At 31.3% G+C, this 23,645-nt stretch carries 21 protein-coding genes; 4 read left to right on the forward strand and 17 right to left on the reverse strand.

The genetic code is table 11. The annotated features are described in order from the left end of the window. Nucleotides 1–343 precede the first annotated feature (343 nt). Genes CUEA01_RS22820 through CUEA01_RS22830 form a run of 3 tightly spaced genes read left to right on the forward strand, consistent with a single transcriptional unit; the run spans nt 344 to nt 2,186 of the window. Complete coding sequence (locus CUEA01_RS22820) at nt 344–799, forward strand: amino acid permease (protein WP_234124546.1); 456 nt, start codon at nt 344–346, stop codon at nt 797–799. A 49-nt stretch (nt 800–848) separates the two neighbouring features. Next, complete coding sequence (locus CUEA01_RS22825; protein ID WP_234124548.1) at nt 849–1,514, forward strand: PspA/IM30 family protein; 666 nt, start codon at nt 849–851, stop codon at nt 1,512–1,514. Between the two features lie 12 nt (nt 1,515–1,526). Beyond that, nucleotides 1,527–2,186: a DUF1292 domain-containing protein gene (locus CUEA01_RS22830; protein ID WP_234124550.1), complete on the forward strand. Its 660-nt coding sequence runs from the start codon at nt 1,527–1,529 to the stop codon at nt 2,184–2,186. A gap of 434 nt (nt 2,187–2,620) precedes the next feature. Here CUEA01_RS22830 and CUEA01_RS22835 read toward each other — a convergent pair whose 3' ends face one another. From CUEA01_RS22835 to CUEA01_RS22865, 7 genes are all read right to left on the reverse strand, one after another. Next, nucleotides 2,621–3,973, reverse strand: a complete 1,353-nt coding sequence (locus CUEA01_RS22835) for a GH1 family beta-glucosidase (RefSeq protein ID WP_234124552.1) — start codon at nt 3,971–3,973, stop codon at nt 2,621–2,623. A 55-nt stretch (nt 3,974–4,028) separates the two neighbouring features. Next, nucleotides 4,029–4,886: a carbohydrate ABC transporter permease gene (locus tag CUEA01_RS22840; protein ID WP_235699991.1), complete on the reverse strand. Its 858-nt coding sequence runs from the start codon at nt 4,884–4,886 to the stop codon at nt 4,029–4,031. Nucleotides 4,887–4,897: 11 nt separating this feature from the next. Beyond that, nucleotides 4,898–5,800: a carbohydrate ABC transporter permease gene (locus tag CUEA01_RS22845; RefSeq protein ID WP_234124554.1), complete on the reverse strand. Its 903-nt coding sequence runs from the start codon at nt 5,798–5,800 to the stop codon at nt 4,898–4,900. Between the two features lie 91 nt (nt 5,801–5,891). Next, entirely contained in the window at nt 5,892–7,256 is a 1,365-nt protein-coding gene (locus CUEA01_RS22850) for an ABC transporter substrate-binding protein (RefSeq protein WP_234124556.1), read from the reverse strand. Nucleotides 7,257–7,498: 242 nt separating this feature from the next. Beyond that, the gene (locus CUEA01_RS22855) at nt 7,499–8,554 is read right to left on the reverse strand and encodes a LacI family DNA-binding transcriptional regulator (RefSeq protein WP_234124558.1); all 1,056 of its coding nucleotides are present in this window, start codon (nt 8,552–8,554) and stop codon (nt 7,499–7,501) included. A gap of 187 nt (nt 8,555–8,741) precedes the next feature. Then, nucleotides 8,742–11,558 carry a carbohydrate binding domain-containing protein gene (locus CUEA01_RS22860; protein WP_234124559.1) on the reverse strand — a complete coding sequence of 939 codons (2,817 nt, stop codon included), beginning with the start codon at nt 11,556–11,558 and terminating at the stop codon, nt 8,742–8,744. 1,097 nt (nt 11,559–12,655) lie between these two features. Then, nucleotides 12,656–13,873, reverse strand: a complete 1,218-nt coding sequence (locus tag CUEA01_RS22865; protein ID WP_234124560.1) for an HD domain-containing protein — start codon at nt 13,871–13,873, stop codon at nt 12,656–12,658. 396 nt (nt 13,874–14,269) lie between these two features. On the opposite strand from CUEA01_RS22865, the gene CUEA01_RS22870 reads away from it, so the two are divergent. Beyond that, complete coding sequence (locus CUEA01_RS22870) at nt 14,270–14,518, forward strand: AbrB/MazE/SpoVT family DNA-binding domain-containing protein (protein WP_234124561.1); 249 nt, start codon at nt 14,270–14,272, stop codon at nt 14,516–14,518. Nucleotides 14,519–14,830: 312 nt separating this feature from the next. On the opposite strand, the gene CUEA01_RS22875 is transcribed toward CUEA01_RS22870, so the two are convergent. The 10 genes from CUEA01_RS22875 to CUEA01_RS22920 form a co-directional block, all read right to left on the reverse strand. Next, the gene (locus tag CUEA01_RS22875) at nt 14,831–15,973 is read right to left on the reverse strand and encodes a C40 family peptidase (RefSeq protein WP_234124562.1); all 1,143 of its coding nucleotides are present in this window, start codon (nt 15,971–15,973) and stop codon (nt 14,831–14,833) included. Nucleotides 15,974–16,059: 86 nt separating this feature from the next. After that, complete coding sequence (locus tag CUEA01_RS22880) at nt 16,060–17,154, reverse strand: C40 family peptidase (protein WP_234124563.1); 1,095 nt, start codon at nt 17,152–17,154, stop codon at nt 16,060–16,062. A 211-nt stretch (nt 17,155–17,365) separates the two neighbouring features. Beyond that, a complete protein-coding gene (gene rsmI / locus CUEA01_RS22885) occupies nt 17,366–18,211 on the reverse strand; it encodes a 16S rRNA (cytidine(1402)-2'-O)-methyltransferase (protein ID WP_234124564.1) in 846 nt (281 codons plus the stop codon). 2 nt (nt 18,212–18,213) lie between these two features. After that, nucleotides 18,214–18,963, reverse strand: a complete 750-nt coding sequence (locus CUEA01_RS22890; protein ID WP_234124566.1) for a tRNA1(Val) (adenine(37)-N6)-methyltransferase — start codon at nt 18,961–18,963, stop codon at nt 18,214–18,216. 326 nt (nt 18,964–19,289) lie between these two features. Next, entirely contained in the window at nt 19,290–20,123 is an 834-nt protein-coding gene (locus tag CUEA01_RS22895; protein WP_234124568.1) for an OmpA/MotB family protein, read from the reverse strand. A gap of 2 nt (nt 20,124–20,125) precedes the next feature. Then, nucleotides 20,126–20,914 carry a motility protein A gene (locus CUEA01_RS22900; RefSeq protein ID WP_234124570.1) on the reverse strand — a complete coding sequence of 263 codons (789 nt, stop codon included), beginning with the start codon at nt 20,912–20,914 and terminating at the stop codon, nt 20,126–20,128. A gap of 352 nt (nt 20,915–21,266) precedes the next feature. After that, on the reverse strand, nt 21,267–21,437 hold the full coding sequence (locus CUEA01_RS22905; protein WP_234124572.1) for a DUF362 domain-containing protein: 171 nt from the start codon (nt 21,435–21,437) through the stop codon (nt 21,267–21,269). 134 nt (nt 21,438–21,571) lie between these two features. Next, nucleotides 21,572–21,775: a heavy-metal-associated domain-containing protein gene (locus CUEA01_RS22910; protein WP_234124575.1), complete on the reverse strand. Its 204-nt coding sequence runs from the start codon at nt 21,773–21,775 to the stop codon at nt 21,572–21,574. A 14-nt stretch (nt 21,776–21,789) separates the two neighbouring features. Then, a complete protein-coding gene (locus CUEA01_RS22915; RefSeq protein ID WP_234124577.1) occupies nt 21,790–22,698 on the reverse strand; it encodes a PSP1 domain-containing protein in 909 nt (302 codons plus the stop codon). Between the two features lies 1 nt (nt 22,699). Next, the gene (locus CUEA01_RS22920; protein ID WP_234124579.1) at nt 22,700–23,644 is read right to left on the reverse strand and encodes a DNA polymerase III subunit delta'; all 945 of its coding nucleotides are present in this window, start codon (nt 23,642–23,644) and stop codon (nt 22,700–22,702) included. Nucleotide 23,645: the final 1 nt, after the last annotated feature.

Genomic DNA, 23,645 nt, shown 5'->3' on the forward strand with positions numbered 1-23,645 from the left:
ATAAACCTATTACAAGTTTATTTCTATCCAATTCATATGAAAAATTGCGAAAAAGAGAGATACAAAAAGATTAAATGATTCTTTTATGGACAAGCAGTTTATCAAAACATAAAATGAGTTTATTTGTATATTGTAATGTAGTATAAATTATCATATAATCTTTTCATAGATAAATTTAAAACACAGCCTAATAAATAAATCTTCTAGTCATTCAAAAACTTAGTAATTTAATATATAATATTTATATATTATACTTTATGGGGCTGTCGCAATAAGCTTATTTAATACGTAACTTAAAATTAATGTGAACCATTAAATCAGAGTACAGTCCCATATTGCGGAGGTGTTTAAAATTAAGCATAAAAAACTTATTCTATCTCTTTTAATCTTTTTTATTTTTACATTTGGTAACATATTAAATATAAATTACTTAAATTCTAATGGATGTGTCAAATACAACGTTGTATCCGCTGCACCAAGAGCTGGTTTTCATTCTGGCAGTTTTAGCAGTGGTAGTCACTCAAGTTCTGGCAATAGTTTTAAATCTGGAAGTTTTAGTAATTCCTCCAAAAGTTCTAAATCAAGTTCATTTGGAAATTCAAGCGGCAAATCAAGCAGTTATAGTGGCAATACATCAACAAAAAGAAGCTACGTTCCAATACCTATACCAATACCATTTGGTCATAGTCATTATTATGGTAGAGGTGGTTTTTCTGCAATAGGCTTCTTATTTAAATTCATACTATTTATCATAATAGTGGTATTTATTTATAAGTTGATAAAGAAAATGAGAAGATAAATTAGCTTTATTAAAAAATTTAAATAAAAAATCTTAGGAGGCTATAATTATGGGAGTTTTTAAAAGAATATCAAATATGATGAGGGCAAAGGTTAATGATACCTTAGATGAAATGGAAAATCCAATTGAATTACTTGATCAAAAAATAAGAGATATGGAAGAAAGCCTTAATACCGCCAAAGTTTCTTCTGCTCAAATTTTAGGAAACGTTCATGAAATTGAAAAGAAAATGGAAAAGGCAAAATTAGAATCAGCTGATTTTGATGCAAAAGTAAAACTTGCTGTACAAAAAGGAAATGATGATCTAGCTAAGAGAGCACTTCAAAAGAAATTAGATGCTGACAAACAATATGAATCTCTTTCAAAAAGTTACGAAGATGCATCTAAAAAAGCAGCAGTAATAAAGGACAAATTAAGGGATCTTGAAGAAGAAATCGAAAAAACAAGGACTTACAGAGATGAAGCTGCTGCAAGGTATAACAATGCTGAGGCAACTAAGCAAGTAAATGAAGTTCTTTCAAACGTTGATGCTGGCTCAAATAAAATAAATTTAGATGATATAGAAAGAAAAATTGAAAAGAAAGAAGCTCTTGCAGAAGGCCTAGGAGATTTACAGAACGACACCTCCTTAGATAAAGAATTTGAAAAATTAGGAGAATCAAATCTTGATGATGAATTAGCAAAATACAAAAATGCTGCTAATGAAAATAAGTAGGAGGTCTTCCTTATGAGTAAGACAGAAGAATTTATATCTAGAGAAAAAGACACTTATGGAAAAATTTATTCATCTATAGCATTTGCTATAGATGATATATCAGGATTACTTGATAAATCTACTCTTAATAATAGAAAATATATATCAAGGCAATCTGTATTAAGTAAATATATGGAGCTTCTTAATTCTGCTAATACAGAAGCAAAAAAAAATAAAGGGTTCTTTGGCAGCATGTTTGAGAGCAATAAATACATAGATCTTCTTGAGTCATATAAAGCTGATCACAGAGAAGATCTAGATCAACTTGAAAATTGCTGTTCTTGTGAATGCCTGAAATGCACTGCGGAATGTAAGTTTGATACCTGTAATAGATGTGAAAAATCTGGACGAGTTGCTTACTGTGATCATTCACGAACTAATGTAGTAGTTTTTAAAAACAAAACCTTAGATTTATTAAACAATTCAACTGGTATAGATGATAGCTATACTGTTTTAGCAATAGTTCAAGATAGTTTAAAGGATAAGCGATATATTCTGCTTGAAAACTTATCAGATGGTGAAAGATTTATATTGTATTATTATCCTGGAATTAGGGAAGATTCTTATGGTGAAATAACTGCAGAAGATGACTTCAATTTCGCTGCTGATGCTTATAATCTTCTAGAACACTAAAATTACTTTATTTCCAATGTTTAAATAAGTTCGTATTACAAAACTTGGAGTTAGGAACTTTTGATAGTTGAGCTAGTTTCAATAGATATTAAAAACTTGCAAAAACAAGGGTGTAGTACAAAAACTTAAATAATAAGTGGGAACTCTGCATAAAAAAATGATGTGAGGAATAGCATTGAAGAAACATTTAAATAAAATTTTATAAATCTTATGGACTAAATTGGAAAAGTCTTAGAACTTTCAATTGTTTGAGCTGCCTCTTGCGAGTTATTGAAAGTTCTTAGAATTTTGCGATTTAGTCTCTTAGATTTATTAATTTTATTTAAGGTTTCAAGATGCTATTAATCACATCATTTTTATGCAGAGCTCCCACTTATTATTTTGTTTTGCACTACACCTTTGTTGGCAATAATTTTAAATATCTACAAACAAGCTTATAAATTTTCTCCATTAGTCTCCATAACTTGCTTATACCAGTATCCAGAATCCTTTATGGTTCTTTTCTGTGTTTCGTAATCTACGTGAATAAGTCCAAATCTTTCACCATAGCCTTCTGCCCATTCAAAGTTATCCATTAAGGACCAACAGAAATAACCCTTTGCATCTACTCCATCTTCTGCTGCTCTTTTATATTCTTTCAAATATCTATTTAAATAGTCAATCCTTTGAGGATCATGTACTTTTCCATCAAGGCTTACCCAATCTAAACCTGACATTCCATTTTCAGTTATTACTATTGGCTTTTTATATCTATCATAAAAGAATTTTGGTGCCCAATACAGAGCCTCAGGAGTTACTGGCCATTTTATTGCTGTTTCAGGATATCCTGCCTTCAATTCTACTACTTCTGGTTTTCCGCTTACACCGGCTCTTACTCTGCCACCTTGATATACATTAATTCCTAAAAAATCAACAGGTTGATGAATTGTTTCCATATCATTTGCGCCAATTTTAGGCATCCATTTTTCAAAAGCCTTAAGGCCTTCTTCTGGATAATGTCCAAGATATGCTGGATCAATCCACCACGCTGCATTCCATAAATTAGGGCCATCAAATCCAAAGGTTGCTTTTCTTGCCGCTTCTATATCCTCTTTTGAATTTGTATCTGGAAATGATACTACTCCAATAGGTGCATATCCAATTTCACAGTCCAGCTTTGAATACTTCCTTATAGTTTGAACTGCCTTTCCATGTCCAAGAAGAGAATTGTGTCCTGCTAACAAAACATCACTTAAATCAAGTTTTAAACCAGGAGCATGAGTACCCTCTCCATGCCCCAAATTAATATAACATTGAGGTTCATTTTCAGTCATCCAGTGATTAACTCTATCCGACAATCTATCAACAATAACCTTAGTGTATTCAGCAAACCAATTTGAGCTATCACGATTTAGCCACCCACCTTTTTTATACAATTCCTGTGGGTAATCCCAATGAAAGAGAGTTATATATGGTGTAATTCCATTTTGTAGGAGTTCATCCACTAATTTATCGTAAAAATCTAAACCTTTTTCATTAATTTTTCCAATACCATCAGGAAGTATTCTTGGCCAAGAAATCGACATTCTATAGGCTTTTAATCCCATTTCTTTCATAAGCTTAACGTCTTCTTTGTATCTATGATAATGGTCGCAAGCTACATTTCCTGTATGACCATGCTTTACAAAGCCTGGTCTTTTACAACATGTGTCCCAAACTGAAAGACCTTTGCCGTCTTCAAATGCCGCTCCCTCAATTTGATATGCAGCTGTAGCTGAGCCCCATACAAAGTCTTCTTTAAATCCCATAAATACCACCGTCCATTTTTAATTTTTTATGGCTTAACTTAAGGGTTATATGGAATTAACCCTTAACTCCACCTATTGTAAGTCCTCCAACTATCTTCTTTGACATAAATGCAAAGGCCAACATTATTGGAACAACAGAAATTGTAATACATACATATATAGCACCATAATCAGTTGCATAAACACCTTTTGCAACAACCTGCATAATTGGAAGTGTATACTTGTTCATATCTGTTAATATAATAAGAGGTACTAAGTAACTATTCCAAGTTCCTATGAAGGTAAATATTGACATAGTTGCTATAGCAGGTGACATAAGAGGTAGTGCTATTTTATTAAATATAGCAAATTCACTGCAGCCATCTATTCTTGCCGCTTCAATTAAAGATTTATTTACTGCTCCATCTGTAAATCCTTTAATAAAGAAAACAGAACTTGCATTTGCCATGGCTGGAAGTATTAAAGGAAGATAGCTATTAGCCATACCAATTTTAACTACTAATTGATAAAATCCTATTAATCCTAATTGCCCTGGAATCATCATTGTACCTAATACAACTGCATAAAGTGCCTTGCTTCCTTTAAATTTATATCTTGAAAATCCATAAGCAGTTAATGCACTAAAATATCCGCTTACTACTGTTGTTGCAACTGCAAGAAAAACACTATTAAAAAATCCACGCCAGATATTAGTATTTTGTGTTAACCTGTGATAATTACTCATTAGAGCTGTACCTGGTGTAAGCCATATTTTTGATGCTACTTCTCCATTTGTATGTGTAGCATTAATAATCATTATATAAAAAGGAACAAAACATATTACTGCAAGAAGTATCAACAGTACATATAAAAATATTTTACTAGGACTTATCTTTACATTATTAGTTTTAGTCTTTTTTTCTATTGCTAACATTGCCATCCCTCCTATTCAGCGTCAGGTTTTCTATTGATAACCTTATAAGATATTGCTGAGAATACAAGTATCAATACAAATAAACCGTAACCAATTGCAGCACCATATCCATAATTTGAATTTTTAAATGCTGTATTATATAAGTACATAACCATTGTCAAGGTCTTATTTGTAGGTCCACCATTTCCATTAGTTATAACATAAGGAATATCAAATGTTTGCATACCTCCAATAAGTGATGTTATACAAGTATAAAGCATAGTTTGTTTTAATAATGGAAGTGTTATACTCCAAAATCCCTGCCAAGGACTTGCTCCATCTATATTTGCAGCTTCATATAATTCAGCAGGTATATTTTTAAGTCCAGCTCCAAAAATTATCATGCTATAGCCAAACCACATCCACCAACCTATAAGTGATATTATTCCTCTAGAAGCAATTACGCTCTGAAACCAGTTAAAGGGTTGACTAAATATATGAACACTCATTAAGAACTTATTAATTGCACCCGTTTGCCAATCAAATAAAAATGCAAATAATACTGCTACAGCTGCAGGAGTTACAAGATTAGGGAGATAAAAAACTGCCCTAAAAAATTCACTTCCTCTAAATTTTGAATTATTAAATAATACCGCAAGCGCAATAGCAACGATAATTTGAGGGACTATACTAACACCCCAAATTACAAAGGTATTTACTATTGACTGATAAAATACAGGATCGTGAATAAGATAAATATAGTTATGTAAGCCTACAAACGTAGCGTCAGGGGACATTCCATCCCACTTTTTAAAACTTATTATTAATGAATATATAATCGGATATAATGAAAATATTAAAAATACAACAAAATAAGGTATAATAAAAAGTATTCCATATCTTTCTCTATCTGTTTTACTTCTTCCTTTTAACATTAAACCATCTCCTAAGAAATATGCCTTATTAATTGTTTAAAATATACTATTATATTGTTGTTTTAAACGATTAATAAGGCATAAGTAATTATTAATCTACAGTCAAATCTGGAAATGCGGTTTTAACATCAGCTTTAAATTGTTTTAAGAATTCGTCTTTTGTCTTTTTTCCTGTTATATATAGGTCTAAATCATCTTGGAATTTACTGTTTATAGTCTCATCATACTTAGTAATTAATTTACCATTTATACTTGGAAGCATGCTATTATAAGTTTTGAATAAGTTTTGTCCACCAGCAAAAGCACTGTTTCCTGCATCAGAAGTTGCTAATTCTTTGATTGAACCTAAATTAGATACAAAATCACTGTGTGCCTTAGCTTCCCATGTTCCGAACTTTTGAGTAGTCATAAATTTAATTAACTGCCATGCAAGTGCTTTGTTCTTACTCTTACTGTACATACCTATCCAAGTACCACCAGCATAGTAATTTGCAGGAGCGTTAGCTAATCCCCAATCTCCACTTGTCTTTGGAGCATTAGTAACTAAGCAAGATTGTAAACCCCAAGTTGGAAGAACATATCCAAATATGCTTTTGCCATTTACTGGACCAGCCATTCCTGCTGACCATGGTGCTGACCATGCTGTAAGTTTATCATCTATACCTGCATCTCTAATTTGTTTTGCATAATCAACATATTTCATCATGTTAGGGTCAATTACTAATTTATTATTTTCTACCCATGCATGTTGTCTGCTTCCAGTAGCAATTGTATATACTTCAGCATAGTTTGGAAGTAACTTAACTGTTCCACCGCTCTTTTCATTTAATTCTTTACCTGCTGCGATTAAAGAATCCCATGAAGAAAATTTCTGGCTTATTGCAGCTGGATCATCTGTTCCAAAATATTTCTTTGCTAAGCTTCTTCTATAGAATATTCCACCTGGAGTGGCTTGCCATGAAAGTGCTCTAATTCCATTATCAGATTGATTTCTTCCAACATCTACTGTATATTTAACTAAATTCTTAGCAATATCTTCTGCATTATATGGTGCTTTAGAAAGGTTTTCGTAATATGGCATATTAACAAATCTGTTTACAAATGCAGCTTCAGTAGTATATACATCTGGTGCGCCTGAACCTGATGACAATACAGATGCAAGTTTTGTTGAGTATGCATTATTATCCATAGGTATAACCGTCAAATTAATCTTAATATTAGGATATTCTTTATGGAATTCATCAAAGAATTTAGATGTCTTAAATTCATCAGTAAAGGACCACATAGTTATTGTTCCTTTATAATCCTTTGGATTTTTATTAAGGTCACTTGCTGTTATTTTGTCAGAACTTCCAGAACTACCGCTACCACTACTACCGCATCCAGTAAGTGCAGTTATTGTTAATGCTGCTGATAGTGTCAATATTAGTATTCTTTTAAGATAGTTTCTTTTCATTACAATTCCCCCTATATAACTAAATTTTTTATTAATAATATAGTATCTTAAAATTAAGATTCTATAATTTAAACACCGTTATGAAATTAAAACATTTGCTTTTAAACGTATTCATCCATAATTTAATGAACCCGTGACCATTTTTTCGTATACTTACCACTATTATAATTTCTTTATTTATGCCTATACCTAATAATATTTATTAAACCTTTATAATTTCACAAGAGTCTTGTAAACTAAGTTTACTTTAACTTCATGCAAGACTCTCTTTCTATTAGGTCCACAGGCACAGTATAACTTGCTGAAAAATCTAATTCATTATCAATTGAAGTAATTAAAGTATTTACAACTATAGATGCCATTTCAGGTATTTTCATTCTTAAGGTTGTTAATGTAGGAGTCAAATGCCTAGCAATTTCAATATCATCAAAACCTATTATTGAAATATCTTCTGGTATTCTAAGTCCAAGTTCTTTAATTGCCTTCATAGCTCCAATTGCCATAATGTCATCGCCTAAAAATATAGCTGTTGGTTTTTGCTTTGAAAGTAACTTTTTAGTTGCGTTATAGCCACTACTTTCCAAAAATATTCCCTTGACAATCAAACTATTTTTTACCTGAATATTAGAATCTAGTAATGCTTGCTTATAACCTTGAAACCTTTCAACGGATGAAAATTTCTCCATATCACCTGTAATATGAGCAATATCTTTATGATTAAGCTTAATTAAATATTTAATAGCCTCATAAGCACCAGTAAAGTTATCAGAATTTACAATTAAAGATTTTTTATAAATAGCTTTATGTGAATTTAATGACTGATCTACCAGTGCAACCTTATAACCAGAATCTATTATTTCCTCAATTATTGGATCATCATTACCTTGCCCAATGAATATACCTCCAACAATTGTCTTATCATAAAAAACTTCTTTAACATCTTCATACATACTCATATTACTTACTAAATCAACAAGGACCTTATACCCATGTTTAGCTGCATTATCAATTATTGCTGCTGTAAAGTTTGAGTAGTAAGGACTAAAAGTAACCCTATCTCCTCCAACTCCATTATCTCCAGATCTTATGTCGACAATAAAAAGTCCTATTGTCTTACTTTTTATGCCTGCAAGCTTTCTAGCAGAAGCATCAGGAACATAATTATTTTTGTTTATTACATCAAGAACCCTTTGTCTAGTTTCCTCTGAAACATTAGAACTATTATTAATTACTCTAGAAACTGTGGTTCTTGAGACACCTGCGATTTTTGCTATGTCTTTGCTATTCAAATGATCCACCCCTATACATTTATGGTACCGTGTCCATAAACATATTATATTATACTTTTTATAATATTGCAATCCTTTTCACAAATTTAATTATAAAATATTTAAAAATGATTACGAGTTTCATAATATGTATTTTTCAAATAATAAATAAACCTGCGTATACCTTATCTCATGCATACGCAGGTCTAATTTATTTTTATCTAGTTACAACAGTTATAGCATCTACCCAAACGGATCCAGACCATGAACCATCGGTCTTTATTTGAAGTCCCATTCTATTTATAGGTGTAACTGCATCCGGAGGTACAGTAACTTCAATTAAATTCCATGTACCTGGAGTTAATTGGCTGCTTAAATAATCTTGGCCAATCCATGCCCAATTTTTATCTAGTGCGTAAGGTGTAAGCTTAACTATTTTTGCATTTAAAGGAATATATACTTTATATTTAATTACATCTCCTGCTTTTAATGTTGGGTTATCAAGTCTTAAATCAAACAAGCTTGCAGAAGCTTTCATATCAAGTTTAAGTGACTTATTACCAATATTTGCATGCGTATCAGCTACTGATAATGAGGCCAAAGTTTGATTTGGGTTGTCGGATCCTTTGCCATCATCATTAAGTACATGTGCTGTAAAACCAGCAGTACTGTCATCATCAAAACTTATTAGCTTTGTTATTAATGGCTTTACTTCACTTAATACAACATTATCAATATATACTTCGTTTGAATCTCCTCCCAATTTAAACTGAATTTGTGCCTTTGGATCTGTATCTGAATTCATAGTAAAATTAAAATTATAAGTTTTCATATCTTGAGAAATATCTATATCTTTCTCACCACTATAGCTTAAATCCGTATTAGATGAACTACCAATATTCGCAGTAATTTTTCTATTTGCAGAAGCTCTTGCGTCAAACTGTACATTATATGTTTTTCCTTTTTCAATATTTAATGAATCTTGTGTAAGCAATATTGAATTATTGTCTTTACCTCCATTAGTGATTTTTGCACTAAATTCTCTATCTGCTGGATCCTGATTTACTGATCCATCTGCAACTGCTCCATCGCTTGTAGCAAAATTCCAATATTCCATGCTCTTTAAGCCCTGACTACTAGTACCTTCATCGAATGTTCCATTATACACCAAGTTTCCTGAAGGTAATGTTTCTCTACCAGCTGGTCCAGGAATTTCCTTTACAGAAACATCTTTAATCCATACTTGACCTGTACCATTATCTCCAAGATTGAAATCCAGCCTTGATTTATTATCACTATCAGATTCCATCTTAAAATCATAGCTGTAGTCCTGCCAGTCACTATTCAAATTATGTGTTTGTTCACCTGAATAAGCAACATATGAACCGCCTACCTGTGTAACCTTTGATGAAATTTTAGGTATACCTTGTGATTTTGCTTTAAATGATACTCTATAATACTTGCCTTTTTCTATAAGTAATGGGGATTGTACAAGCTGAACTGCATAATTTACACTTCCAGCATTGGTTATATCATATTTCACTGCTCCATCTTCTACTGTAGTAGTAGCTACTCCATCCGTATGCAATACATTCCAATCATTTAAATTATCTGAAAAGTCTCCATTATAAATGTAATTACCATCTGCTTGAGGTTGTCTAACTGCGCTGACAGTAGTTGGTGCAGGAGTTACGGCTTCACGATAAGGTCTTCCTGTAAGCTTGTACACTTTTACATAATCTACTGACATGCTAGCTGGAAATACAGTTGACTTATCAGGATTTCCTGGCCAATCTCCACCTACAGCTAAATTCAATATTATATAGAAGTTTCTATCAAAAGGAGCTGGATAAGTGAATGAATCTGCTGCATTAGTATCCTTTGAAAACCAATTACTTTCTTTATGATATAGTATTCCATCTATATACCATCTTATCTCTCCTGGTTCCCATTCAATTGCATATACATGATAATCATCGGAAAGTTTCTTTCCATCAGGTAGTGTATAGGTTCCTTGTGAACTACCATGTGGATTACCATAATGTATTGTTCCATAAACCGTACTAGGTTGGTTTCCCAATACTTCCATTCCATCTATTTCCCCACATTCAGGCCAACCACCATATATTTTATCTTGATCCTCTGGTAACATCCAAAATGCAGGCCACATTCCTTGACCTTCTGGTACCTTTATTCTTGCTTCAATCCTTCCATAGGTTACATCCACTTTGCCTTGAGTTGTTAATTTAGCAGAAGTATACGGTTGATTACCCATTTTCTCATTACGTGCTTGAAGTACAAGATTTCCATCCTTTAAGTATGCATTTTTATCTGAATAATATTCTTGTTCATTATTATATACGTCGCCAGTATTAATTACATTCCATTTGCTACTGTCTATAGAACTTTCATTAAAATCATCTTTCCAAACCTCTGTCCAATCCGATTTTGTCGAAGTAAACGTTGCTTTGGATATATCATTACTTGATTGAGAATTCAATCCAGTTGCATCTTCAGAAGCACTAAACACGTATTCATTGACATCTGGTAGTGTTTGCTGTGGCAGTGTTAAAACTATTTCCGTGCCACTATTAGCATTTATCTTTGAAACGTTAACATTTTTACCGTTAATAACTGTATTTGAACCTGTGTCCGAAATAAGTTTTGCAGCAGAATCTCCAATTTGAATTGTTGCTGTATCATCAACAGTGAATCCATCCGGTATTGTAAACGTTATACTTCCATTTATAAACTGTTGATTCAATTTATATTTTATTGATAATGCCACTCCATTTGTATTAGCTGCTCCTTGCGAAGAACTTAATGATAACACACCCTGTGAAACATTTGATAATAAGTTACTTTGATTTACTTTATTATTCATACTTTGAGATATGCTACCTGTAGCATCAGTTTTGCTTGTACCCGTTGTAGTAGCTGCAAATACTGGTGTAACCGTAGACATTGCTAAACTTATGGATATAAAAGCAATTGATGAGTTTCTTATACATCTTGATTTGATTGAAAAATTCATTATATCCCCCCTATATTCTGTAGGATTAAAGATAAGCCACTTGAAGCTTTAAAATCAATTTGTATCAAAACGCCGTCTTTTGGGCATTTTGATGCAAATTGATTTTAGTAGTTGAAATGGTTTATCTATAAATCCTACCATACATAAATTAATCGTTTATGGAACCGCGTCCATAAGCAGCAAACGTGAAATACGTTTTCATGAATATAATATAACATAACTAGTAATATCTTATCAATAAGTTAATTTAATCGTTTTCACGTGCAAATATAAAGTTTATTTATATTTATCTAACTATTTCTTTTATTTATTCATAATTCCACCTTTTTTCGAATCATTTTTAAGCTATATTTAAGCTTAAAAAGTAAACCTTATATTGTATATATTGATACAGTAAATATTTTGTATCATTATATATAACCTAATTCTTTATTTAGACTATAGATATACAACTTGAAACATTGAAATTACAAGTACTAAGTTTATCCTGACAAATTACAATTTATCGAGGAGAAGCCAAAGTACAAAGTACAGAGTACAATGAAGGACGATTTTTCTCCGTTAGCACTACGAAAAATCTCAAAACTTATTTTTTTATTGCTGCGCAATCGCGCCATATATGGCGCTCAGCGAAGCTGGCACCATTTAAGTTTAAGATTTACCTGAGAAAAGCGAAAGGTAAATCATCATTCACTGTACTCTGTCATCTGTACTCTGCTCTAAAAATTGTAATTTAACAGGATGAACTTGGTATTAACAATTTCAATATTCCAGATTGTATATCTATATAGATATACAACCTGAAATATTGAAATTAATATGCATAGGTTCATGAATTTACATGGGCTAAAGTCCAAACCCCTAGTATGTGTATTGTGCATTGTGAACTGTGAATTGTGAATTATGGATTGTGGATTATTTAAAAGTTATCCACAAAACTCACAATTTTGTCCACAGAAATTGTTTATAACCTTATATTAAATTACAGCGCAATATCATTTAAAATTAGTATCTTCCATATAATTTATACACATAATTAACATTATCAACAATTAATCTGTTGACAATATTTTTTCTTTTGTGAGTAACTTTACTATTTATTTCTTATTTATAAACTTTTCATACTCAATAATCATATTTTCAATAAATTGCTTATACTTAGTTTTCTCATTATCTACATCAATATACATCTTCGTAGCATAAACATCACAAAATGATGCTATTATTATATATAGAGAGTACTCTTTAAATTTATTAAAAAAGCCATAAAATCTCTCATTATATCCTTCCTTTTCTCCTTTGAATATATTTAATGGATACATGTGATTTTTCACAACTGCATATATAATATTATACGCATCTTTAGGAAAATTTAATTTTTCACAGAAATTTTCAATTATATTCGCACCGGTTTCTTCATGATTTTTAAAACTTATTTTATCTCCATCTGCTTTATAACTTTCAAATTTTCCTATATCATGTACAAAGATTGAAAAGGCCAAATAGTCTAAGCAGCTACACTTTCCAATATCTTTATTAAAATCATCTAGATTAATATCTTTTAGGCTAATATATCCCCTTTGGAGATCCTTAAAGACATGATATGCAGTATTCATATGTGTAAATGCATCTACCGCATGGTACTTGCATTTTCCCACTGTTTTAAGTTCATCCATATATGGAAGTAAGTGTTTCAGTACATAAAATTGATCTGCCGTTTCAAAAAACACTCCATTTTCATCGTTATGAATTATATTCATTAACTCATCCAAAACATTTTTCTTTGGACAACTTAATATATTTTTCGCCTCATTTCTTATATCAACTTCTGTATAAGCACTAAAATGCATACCATACTTTATGTAAAATCTTATTCCTCTAAGAATTCTTACTGGATCATTTTTGATACTCTCTTCACTTACTCTTTGTATTATTCTTCTTTTAATATGTGTTCTTCCCTGAAATGGATCGATAACTTTATTATCTATTAATTTAATAGCTATAGCATTCATAGTAAAATCCCTAGATGCTAAATCTTGTTCTATTGTTTCGCTTTTTAATTTTGATAGTCTTAATGTTTTACCATTAAAATTTGATACATACGTCTCTTTATCGTCATTTACTAGAGAGAACTTATAATCTTTCAATTCAAACTCCCTAATTGCCTCTTCCATATCACAATCTAATATTATATCTAAATTCTCAGGAGCATTTCTTATACTTATGAGCTTATCTCTTACATATCCTCCAACTATATACGCATCTCCGCCTACAGCAAGTATAACCTTTTTTGCATCCTCTATAACTTTTTTCAATGTATATCACCTCACTTCAATTATATCATATGCTTACATAAATATGTTTTTCATAATCGTTCGACATTTTTATCGTGTTAATCCATATTATTACTTTTTTATATTTTCCAAATATTGCATGTAATTATTTAAATTATATTACATTTTTTACAAAGGCAAAAAAAGTAAGTGATTTGCCTTACCTTGATTCTTCTTACTTCAAGGCATTGGAAAAAAATTGTATTTTATTGAAATAACTTATTGACTTTTGAATTATATGGTAGTATATTAACTTTAGATGGAAGTTACTAAAAAAATTGTAACTTAATTAAGAAATAGGCATTGACTTTTAATGTAATATTTGTTATTATTTAATTGTAATATTTGTCGAATCGTGTGATTTAAGGAGGAATTTAAATGAAATGTACAGGTGTTGTAAGAAGAGTAGATGAGTTAGGAAGAATAGTAATACCTATCGAACTAAGAAGGAATTTAAATATAGCAGAAAAAGACGCTTTAGAAATCTATGTTGATGGTGAACAAATTATACTAAAGAAATATGAGCCAGCATGTATATTCTGTGGCGATGCAAGAGATGTTGTTAACTACAAAGGCAAAAACATTTGCAAACATTGCTTACAAGAATTAAAAGAAAGCAATCAATAAGGTTAATATCCCCAATTAACTATAATTAATTCTAATAAAATTAGTTAATAAAAAAATATACTATTTATTCCAATACAGTTTTTTAACTGTATTGTTTTTTGCTCAATATTTAAATTTATTATGTTATTTATAAATGATAAAGAATCTTACGTAAAAAATTTTAAAAGCCTTAGATGTTTCAATTTTTCAGGCATGTTTTCAGCGAGTTATTGAAGCTTCTTAGGCTTTTAATTTTATTTAATATGGTGCAATGCACTTACTTCACAATAATTTTAAATTATGGTTAAATATTTTTAGTTCAATAGTCCTTATTTACCTTATTATTCTTCTAGCCGCACAATATGGTCTTATAGGAACTATTCTAACATTTGCTCCCGTATGTGGTGCCTCAATAAACATATTATCACCTACATACATACCAACATGTTGTGGTCCACTAGAGCTCGGCTCAAAGAACAATAAATCTCCTGGTTGAAGATTTCCAGTAACAGGCACTCCTGATCCAACCTGTTCTTGACTAGTCCTTGGTAAACTTATACCAAAACGAGCATATGCATATTGCACTAATCCTGAGCAGTCAAACCCATTTGGCGTTGTACCTCCCCATAAATACGGCACACCAACATATTGACTAGCAAATGCTACTACTGCCATTCCACTAACGCCGCTTGGTGTAGATATTGGAGATGGCTTATTGTTATTATTATTATTATTTATAGTGTTATTAGCCGTATTTTGAATAACCTTTGCCGGAGTAACAGCTGCAGCAATTTTAATAGCCTGAAGTTTTTTTGTTTCTGCGTCTATAGCTGCTTGTATGCTTTTCATTTCACTACTATGCTTTGCTTCTTCTGCTTTTGCTTCAACAATAAGATTATTCTGCTTTGCTTTTTTATCATTCAAATCTTGAAGTTTATTTTTATTTTGATTTTGAAGATATACTAAATCATTATTCTTCTTAGCTAAATCCTTGCTTACATCCTCTATATGCTGCTTCTGAGAATCAAAATTCTGTATAATATTTTTATCATATTGCATTAACTTCTGCACTAATTCTATATTTGACACAAAATCGCTAAAATTATTGCAGTTTAGAACAACACTAAGATACTGCACATTGCCATTCATGTACATAGCTCTTATCCTTTGTCCATAAATTTTTTCTTCATTATCCATTTGTACTTTTGCTTCATCAAGTTTTCTTTGTGTAGCAGCTATACTTGACTTGGTTTGAGAAATCTTTTTATCAGTAGCTGTTATAGTATCATTTACCTTTCCAATTTCTCCATCCATAATTTCAATTTGACTCTCTAATGCTTGTACGTTTTTCATTGCGTTTTGATATTGCTGCAAACTACTATTATACTGATCCTGAAGAGGACTAGCAAATGCATTTCCACTAAAAGACAGTGTTATTCCTAAAGCAACAAATGCAGCTAATAATTTCTTATGCACTTTTATCATCCTTCTTTCTTATTATGTATAGATTATTAAAAATGAAAAAGGGGCATACTAAATTGTGCCCCTAATTATATTCAATGTTAATTTACCCTTTTGGCAATACTGTAACCTCTAACAGGTGTAATATGGACATCTTCTCCTGTTCTAGGTGCTTCAATCATCATGTTGTTACCAACATACATTGCAACATGATATGGTGCTGATGCTGATCCAAAGAACAATAAATCTCCTGGCTGCAAAGAACTTACTGTCGTTCCAACATGCACCTGTTCCCCAGTAGTTCTTGGAAGATTTACACCAAAACGTGCATAGCAATACTGCACAAAACCTGAACAATCAAAACCAGGTGATGGGCTTGTACCTCCATAAACATATGGCACTTTATCTGCAAATTGTGCTGCAAATTGAATTACATTAGCAGCATTAGTAACAGTAATTCCACCTCTATCATGTGAAACAAAAGTTGAAGTTGAAGTCGACGCTGTTGTTGCCTGCGCTAAAAGCGTCTTTTTCTCTGCATCTGCTTGAGCTTGAAGTTTATCAAATACAGATTTATTTTTTGCCACTTCGTCTTCTGCCTGATTTGAAAGAGCCACTGCCTTAGCCTTATTTGTTTGAAGATCACTTATTTTCTTCGCATTTTCAGCATTTAATGATACTAGTTTAGTTTTTTGATCGCTTAATTTTTGCTTTTCACTTTCTACTTTTGCTTTGGCATCATTTAAATTGCTTACAAGATTCTTATCATAGTCTGTAATCCTTTTTATAGCCTCTACATTAGAAATTAATTCACCAAAGCTTTTAGAATCAAGTAAAATACCTAAATAGCCTTCGTTCTTTCCATTCATGTACATTGCCCTTATTCTGTCACTATATAACTTTTGTTCTGTACTTATTTTATTTTGTGTATCAGTTATACTAGCTTGTACATTCTTTATGTTCTTTTGTATTTTAGTAATTTGATTATCTATGTCATTTTTTTGTCTCATAGTTGTCTCTATTTGACTGTCGAGTTTTTGAATTTGAGTGTTCAAATCTTGAACTTTCTGTTCAGCTTGACTAAGATTTGTCTTACTTTGGTTCAACTGTTCTTGCGATGGAGTTGCTAATGCAGTAGTACCTATTGAAAGGACTACACTCGCTGCAACAATAGTTGACAAAATCCTCTTGTGCACTAATATCTCCCCCCTGGATACGCTGTGTAAATATTTTTAAAATATTTTAAAGCTACATTGCCCTTATGCAACTTTATAACTATAATATTTTAATATATTATACCATCATTATTCAGAAAGTTACAACTTTCATATACAGTACAATATGAAAGTTATTTAAAGTATTCTTTATAAAATTACAATATAGTTTAGTATATTCTACAATTATAACTTATTTTAAATTTATAGAAAATTTATATATTTCAGATTTAGGCATATTTCTATCTTTTGCCGTCATTTTTATTGCTTCTTTCTTTGAAAATCCTTCTTCAATGTATTTAATTATGTGGTCTTCTACGCTAACGCCATCCCATTTAGCCATCTCTTCATTTTTAATTTCTTCATCACTTTTTCCCTCAATAATTAATACATATTCACCTTTTGCAGAATTTTCATTATAAAAATTCAAGGCCTCTGATAAATTACATCTTTTTATATCCTCATGCATTTTTGTAAGTTCTCTGCATATACTTATATTTCTATTTCCTAAACTATCTAGCAAAAATTCAAGAGTATTCTTAAGCCTATGAGGTGCTTCATAAAAAATCAAAGTATCACGTACATTTTTAACTTCTTCTATTACGGCTTTCCTATCCTTACTTTCCCTAGGTAGAAAACCTCTAAACAAAAATTTTGAAGTATCTAATCCAGAATAAACCAAAGCCGTTATAAGCGCTGTAGGCCCTGGGATAACTTCAAATTCAACCCCCTCCTCTATACACTTTAATGCAATCACGCTTCCAGGATCTGATATTCCGGGCATTCCTGCATCTGTTATAATCGCTACGTTTTTTCCTGATTTTATAAGATCTATGATTTCACCGCTTTTTTCCTTTTCGTTAAACTTATGATAACTCATAAGTGCCTTTTTTATATTAAAATGATTCAATAACTTTATGCTTTGTCTTGTATCCTCAGCCGCTACAATATCACAGCTTTTTAAAGTTTCAAGTGCTCTTAAGGTTATATCCTGTAAATTACCTATAGGTGTACCAACTAAAAATAATTTTCCCGACATTCTTATTCTCCCATCTTATCTCTTCCATATATTTTTTCTATTTCTTCAGTATATCCACCATCTTCTGTATGTACATATAAGGGTGCTTCCCATTTTAAAAATTTGCCACCATCTCTTTGCCCCTCGATTAACATTATGTTAGGAGCCTTCTTTGTATTTGGATGTATCATTCTAATTGATTTTGGTTCTATTTTATACTTTCTCATGGCACAAATTATATCAACTATTCTCTCCGGCCTATGAACCATGTATAGCCTTCCATTATCCTTAAGCAGTGTTCTAGAGGCTACAATTACATCTTCGATATTACAGCATATTTCATGCCTAGAAATAGCATTTCTATCATTTTCATTTATTATTCCAGAATTATAAAGCTTATATGGTGGATTAACTGTTACAACATCTGCTTTTTCTATGTTTTTAATTAAATTTTTATTTTTTAAATCTCCATGTATAAAATTAATTTTATCTTTCAAATTATTATATTTCACAGTTCTATTTGCCATTTCCACAAGTTCTTCTTGTATCTCAATTCCAGTTATGGATGCAGCTTCTGTTTTTCCCGCAATTATAAATGGTACTATCCCCGTTCCACTGCATAAATCAATTACCCTGCTGTTCTTTTTAACCCTTGCATAATTTGCTAGAAGCACAGCATCTATTCCAAATCTAAAAGCATTCTTTTTTTGTATAACTTGAATACCTTTTAATTGCAAATCATCTAAAGTCTCATCTTCTTTTAAAAAATCCATCTATATCACCTCTTAAATCCTTTATATTATAATTTATTATTGTATTATAATCAAACTTATACATTAAACAAGAGTAGAGAGTAGAGTGTAAAGAGTAGAGTGAAGGATGACTTTTCTCCGCTATCGCTTTGAAAAATCTAAAAACTTATTTTTGATTGCTTACGCAATCATCCTCTATCATGTTGATCAGCTTCGCTGAACAACATTTAAGTTTAAGATTTACCTGACGTAAGGAAAGGTAAATCATCCTTCACTCTACTCTCTACTCTCTACTCTCTACTCTATTTTTAAGATTTGTGTATAAAATAATTCTGTATTACATCCCTTTATTGTCCACTACCATTTGTAACACTAGGTGTTGTATTAATACTGCTATTTCCAATGCCGCTTTGTTCTGCTGCACTAAATTTAGAATTAACTACAACTATATCAACTCTTCTATTCTTAGCCATTCCATCTTCTGTATCATTTGTAGCAACCGGTCTAGTTGCCCCATATCCTTGTTCAGATATTTGATTTTGTGCTACTCCACCACCAACCAAAATATTCTGAACATGTATTGCTCTTACCGCTGATAAAACATCATTAGAATTTTCAAATTCAGGTGCATTTACAAGTGGTCTACTATCTGTATGGCCTTCTACAACTATAAGATTGTTTACTGTTTTTAATATTTTAGCTATTCCTACAAGACTTGCTTGAGCATCAGGTTTAATATCTGCCTTTGCTGGATCAAACATAACAGAATCCACAATATTTATTACCAAACCTTTTTCTTGAATTATAGTGCTAACCTTCCCACTTAATCCATTTTGTGCAGTATAGTTATCTATTTTTTGTTTTACCTGTTGAAGCTTATTTTCCTCTGCTTTAGCTGCTCCTGTACTTGCATCTGCTTGCTGCTTTTGTGCCTCTTGTATATAGCTTGCATTGGCTTTTATGTCGATAGCATCTTCATTAGCAATAAGTGTTTTTCCACTTCCACCACTAATACCTGCTTTTATTGCTTCTGCTACTTTTGCCATTTTAGCCGAATCTGCTGTACTAGATGCATACATTACTATAAAAAATGCCATTAAAAGCGTTATTAAATCGGAATAAGTAAGCAGCCAACGTTCTGCATTTTCTGGTGGTTCCCCACCTTTCTTCTTCCTTGCCATGCTTATTCTCCCTCTTTTCCATTTTGACTTTCATACTCTTGAAGCTCTTTTTTATCCAAGAAGCCCTTCAATTTCTCATCAAGTGTATTAGGATTTATACCCTCCTGTATGCATAATATAGCCTCAATTATCAAGTTCTTTTCTTTCATTTCCATGGCATTATATCTTTTAAGCTTACTTGCTGTAGGAAGCCATAAAAGATTGGCAGAACTAATACCATAAAGTGTTGCTATAAATGCACTTGATATTGCTTCTCCAAGTGCAGAAGTATCCGAACTAAGATTTCCAAGAACAACAACAAGGCTGGTAACTGTACCTATGATACCAAGTGTAGGTGCAAAACCTCCGGCAGCTTCAAATATAGCTATACCACCTTTATGTCTTTCTTCTATAAGCTCAACACTAAGTTCAAGAGTATCTTTTACAGTTTGAGGCTCTATTCCATCAACAACCATTTGAAGTCCTTTTTTTATAAACGGATCTATATCATCTCCAGATATCATCTCTTCAATACTAAGCAAACCTTCTTTTCTAGTTTTAAAAGCAATTTGCTTAAAATACGCTACTAATTCAACCATATTTGTTTTTGGTTTTGAAAATACGACTTTAAAAACCGCTCCTAAGTTTTTCAATTCAGAAATAGGAAAGGCTACACCAATGGCACCAATTGTTCCTCCAAAAACAATTAGAGCTGGTGACAAGTGAAAAAGATGGCTAATTTGTCCCTTATCCATTGTATATCCTGCTGCAATTGCAACAAGTGCCACTACTAAAAATATAATACTATCCAAACTTTTCTCCTCCTTAATACCCTTTATGTAGTTATTTAATCTCTTTATATATGTAAATTTTTATAATTTAACTAAAAAATAATTTAACTTAAGATTAAAATTACTCATAGTGCTATTATCGTAAAAATTAAATATAAATTTACAACAATCTACATTTATATTTAAAATTTATTGACTAGCTTGTCCTTATTTTGTTTTAATATATATATTTCATTATATTATATTTTATTTGTTTTTTCTACAAATTAAAGCTTGCTAATATAAATTTTGAAACGGTATACTTCTAGCAAAATTGCCAAAAAATAAAAAAGTTCGCATAAATGCGAACTTTTTATACAAAACTGCCTATAGACTATTCTTGAACTGGAGCTCCTACTGGACAAACGTTAGCACAGTTTCCACATTCTATACATGTAGCTTCGTCGATAACAAATTGAGTATCTCCTTGGCTTATAGCACTAACTGGACATTCTGAAGCACATGATCCACAGCTAACACATGCATCTGTTATTTTATATGCCATATTAACACACCTCCTTACCATCGTTGGTATTTTAAAGCACTAATACCCATTACATTGTATCACGAATCCTTGAAATTTGGAACTTATTTTTTTGTCCAAGCCTTACATAAACATTAATGACTTATTTTTCATATTTATACAATAATATATCCTAAACTCTCCATTGAGTCTATAATATCATCTAATTTTAAAAGGTATTCATCATATATTAATTCTATTATTGAACTTTTTCTATCTACATAACAAGCAACTACGCCCTCATTTTGAGAGATTAAATTTCTTATTTTATTTACATCATTTAAGTTGTTCATATTGCTTACCTTTAAAACAGATTTCATACTAAATATGCCTCCTAATCAGCTCTATACAATTGTTTTATTTCTTCTGAACCCTCTTTTTGAATTTCAAGTTTTATTTGAGATTCATCTATACTTCCTTCATACTTTCCTGATACAAGAGTGAGCTCATTAATTGGCACTTCGGCAATGGCATCTTCACCTTCTTTATTGGTATACTTTACTTTTACCATTTCCTTTACAACACTATTTGACATTACCTCTGCATTTCCATATTCTTCAGTATGTACCACTGAACCTACTTGAGGCAATTTTTTTCTTATACTTTCATAGGTTTCCTGCTCATAATTTAGACAACACATAAGTCTACCACAGACGCCTGAAATTTTTGTTGGATTTAAAGATAAATTTTGTTCCTTAGCCATTTTTATTGAAACTGGTGCAAAATCGCCAAGATGAACAGCACAGCACATAGGTCTACCACAAACACCAAGTCCGCCTATCATTTTTGCCTCATCTCTTACACCTATTTGCCTAAGTTCAATTCTTGTTCGAAAAACTGATGCTAAATCCTTAACAAGTTCTCTAAAGTCAACTCTACCTTCCGCTGTAAAATAAAATATTATTTTATTATTGTCAAAAGTATATTCTACATCAATTAATTTCATCACAAGCTTATGTTTACTTATCTTTTCACTGCATATTTTAAGTGCTTCTTTTTCTTTAGATTTATTGTCAAGATATTTAGCTTTATCTTCTTCGGTGGCAATTCTTATTACTCCCTTAAGAGGACTTACAATATCTTCTTCCTTGATTTCTTTAGGTTCTATCACGCATGTTCCAAATTCTATACCTCTTGCTGTTTCCACTATTACATTATCTAATTTATTTATTTTAAAATCTCCAGGCGAAAAATAGTAGATTTTACCCGCCTTTTTAAATCTAACTCCTACAACCGTTACCATATTAAACCTCCTGTATTTTAAATAGCATCATACTATATGTTAATTCACTGCTTACATTACTTTCTATATTGCTTTTGGCATAATCTACTATATCCGAAATTTTATTTAGCCTATTCATTGAAAACTGCATAGATATCTTCTTTATATTTTCTATCTTGTCATTATTTATAATCAAGTCATCTTTTCCAGTTTCTTTATATACTAAACTATCTCTTATATAGAGAATAAAACATTCAAAAATTTCTTCAGAATATCCCTTATAATTTACCAGTTCTTCGGAATAGTTAATTACATCTTCGTAATTAGATTTTTTTATATTTAATAAAATTTCTACAATTTTATCTCTTATAACTTTAAGTGAAGTATTTTCAATAAAGCTCTCGGACCTTCCAGGAATACCTTCACTAAATGCAAGGACAGTCTTAACTTCAGCTTCAGTTAAATTAGGGTATTTATTTCTCACGAATTTTGCCATTTCTTCATTAGATAACTTTTTTAGTTTATGCATTTGACATCTAGACTTTATAGTATCTAAAAGCCTTCCTGGTGTTTGACACAATAAAAATATAAAAACACCCTTCGGCGGCTCTTCTATAGTTTTTAAGAAAGCATTTTGTCCTTGAATTGTCATGTAGTCTAAATCATGAACAATTATAACTTTTTTATCGCCCTCATAAGGTTTTTTACTAACTTCATCAATTATATCTCTAACTTGATCTACGGATATGCTTTTCTTCCCAGATTTTATTTTCCATTCAATTACATCCGCATACTGCTTTATTTCAGTTTTTTCTAAAATTTTAGCGGCTAACTCCTGTGCAATTAAACTTTTTCCTATACCATCTTCTCCACATATAATATGCGCATGAGAAAATTTTCCCTCTTTTATTAACAATTCAAGCTGATTTCTAATTTTCTCATGTCCTATTATATCGCTAAAATTCATT

Source organism: Clostridium hydrogenum (assembly GCF_021432385.1).
Taxonomy (GTDB): Bacteria; Bacillota; Clostridia; order Clostridiales; family Clostridiaceae; genus Clostridium_S; species Clostridium_S hydrogenum.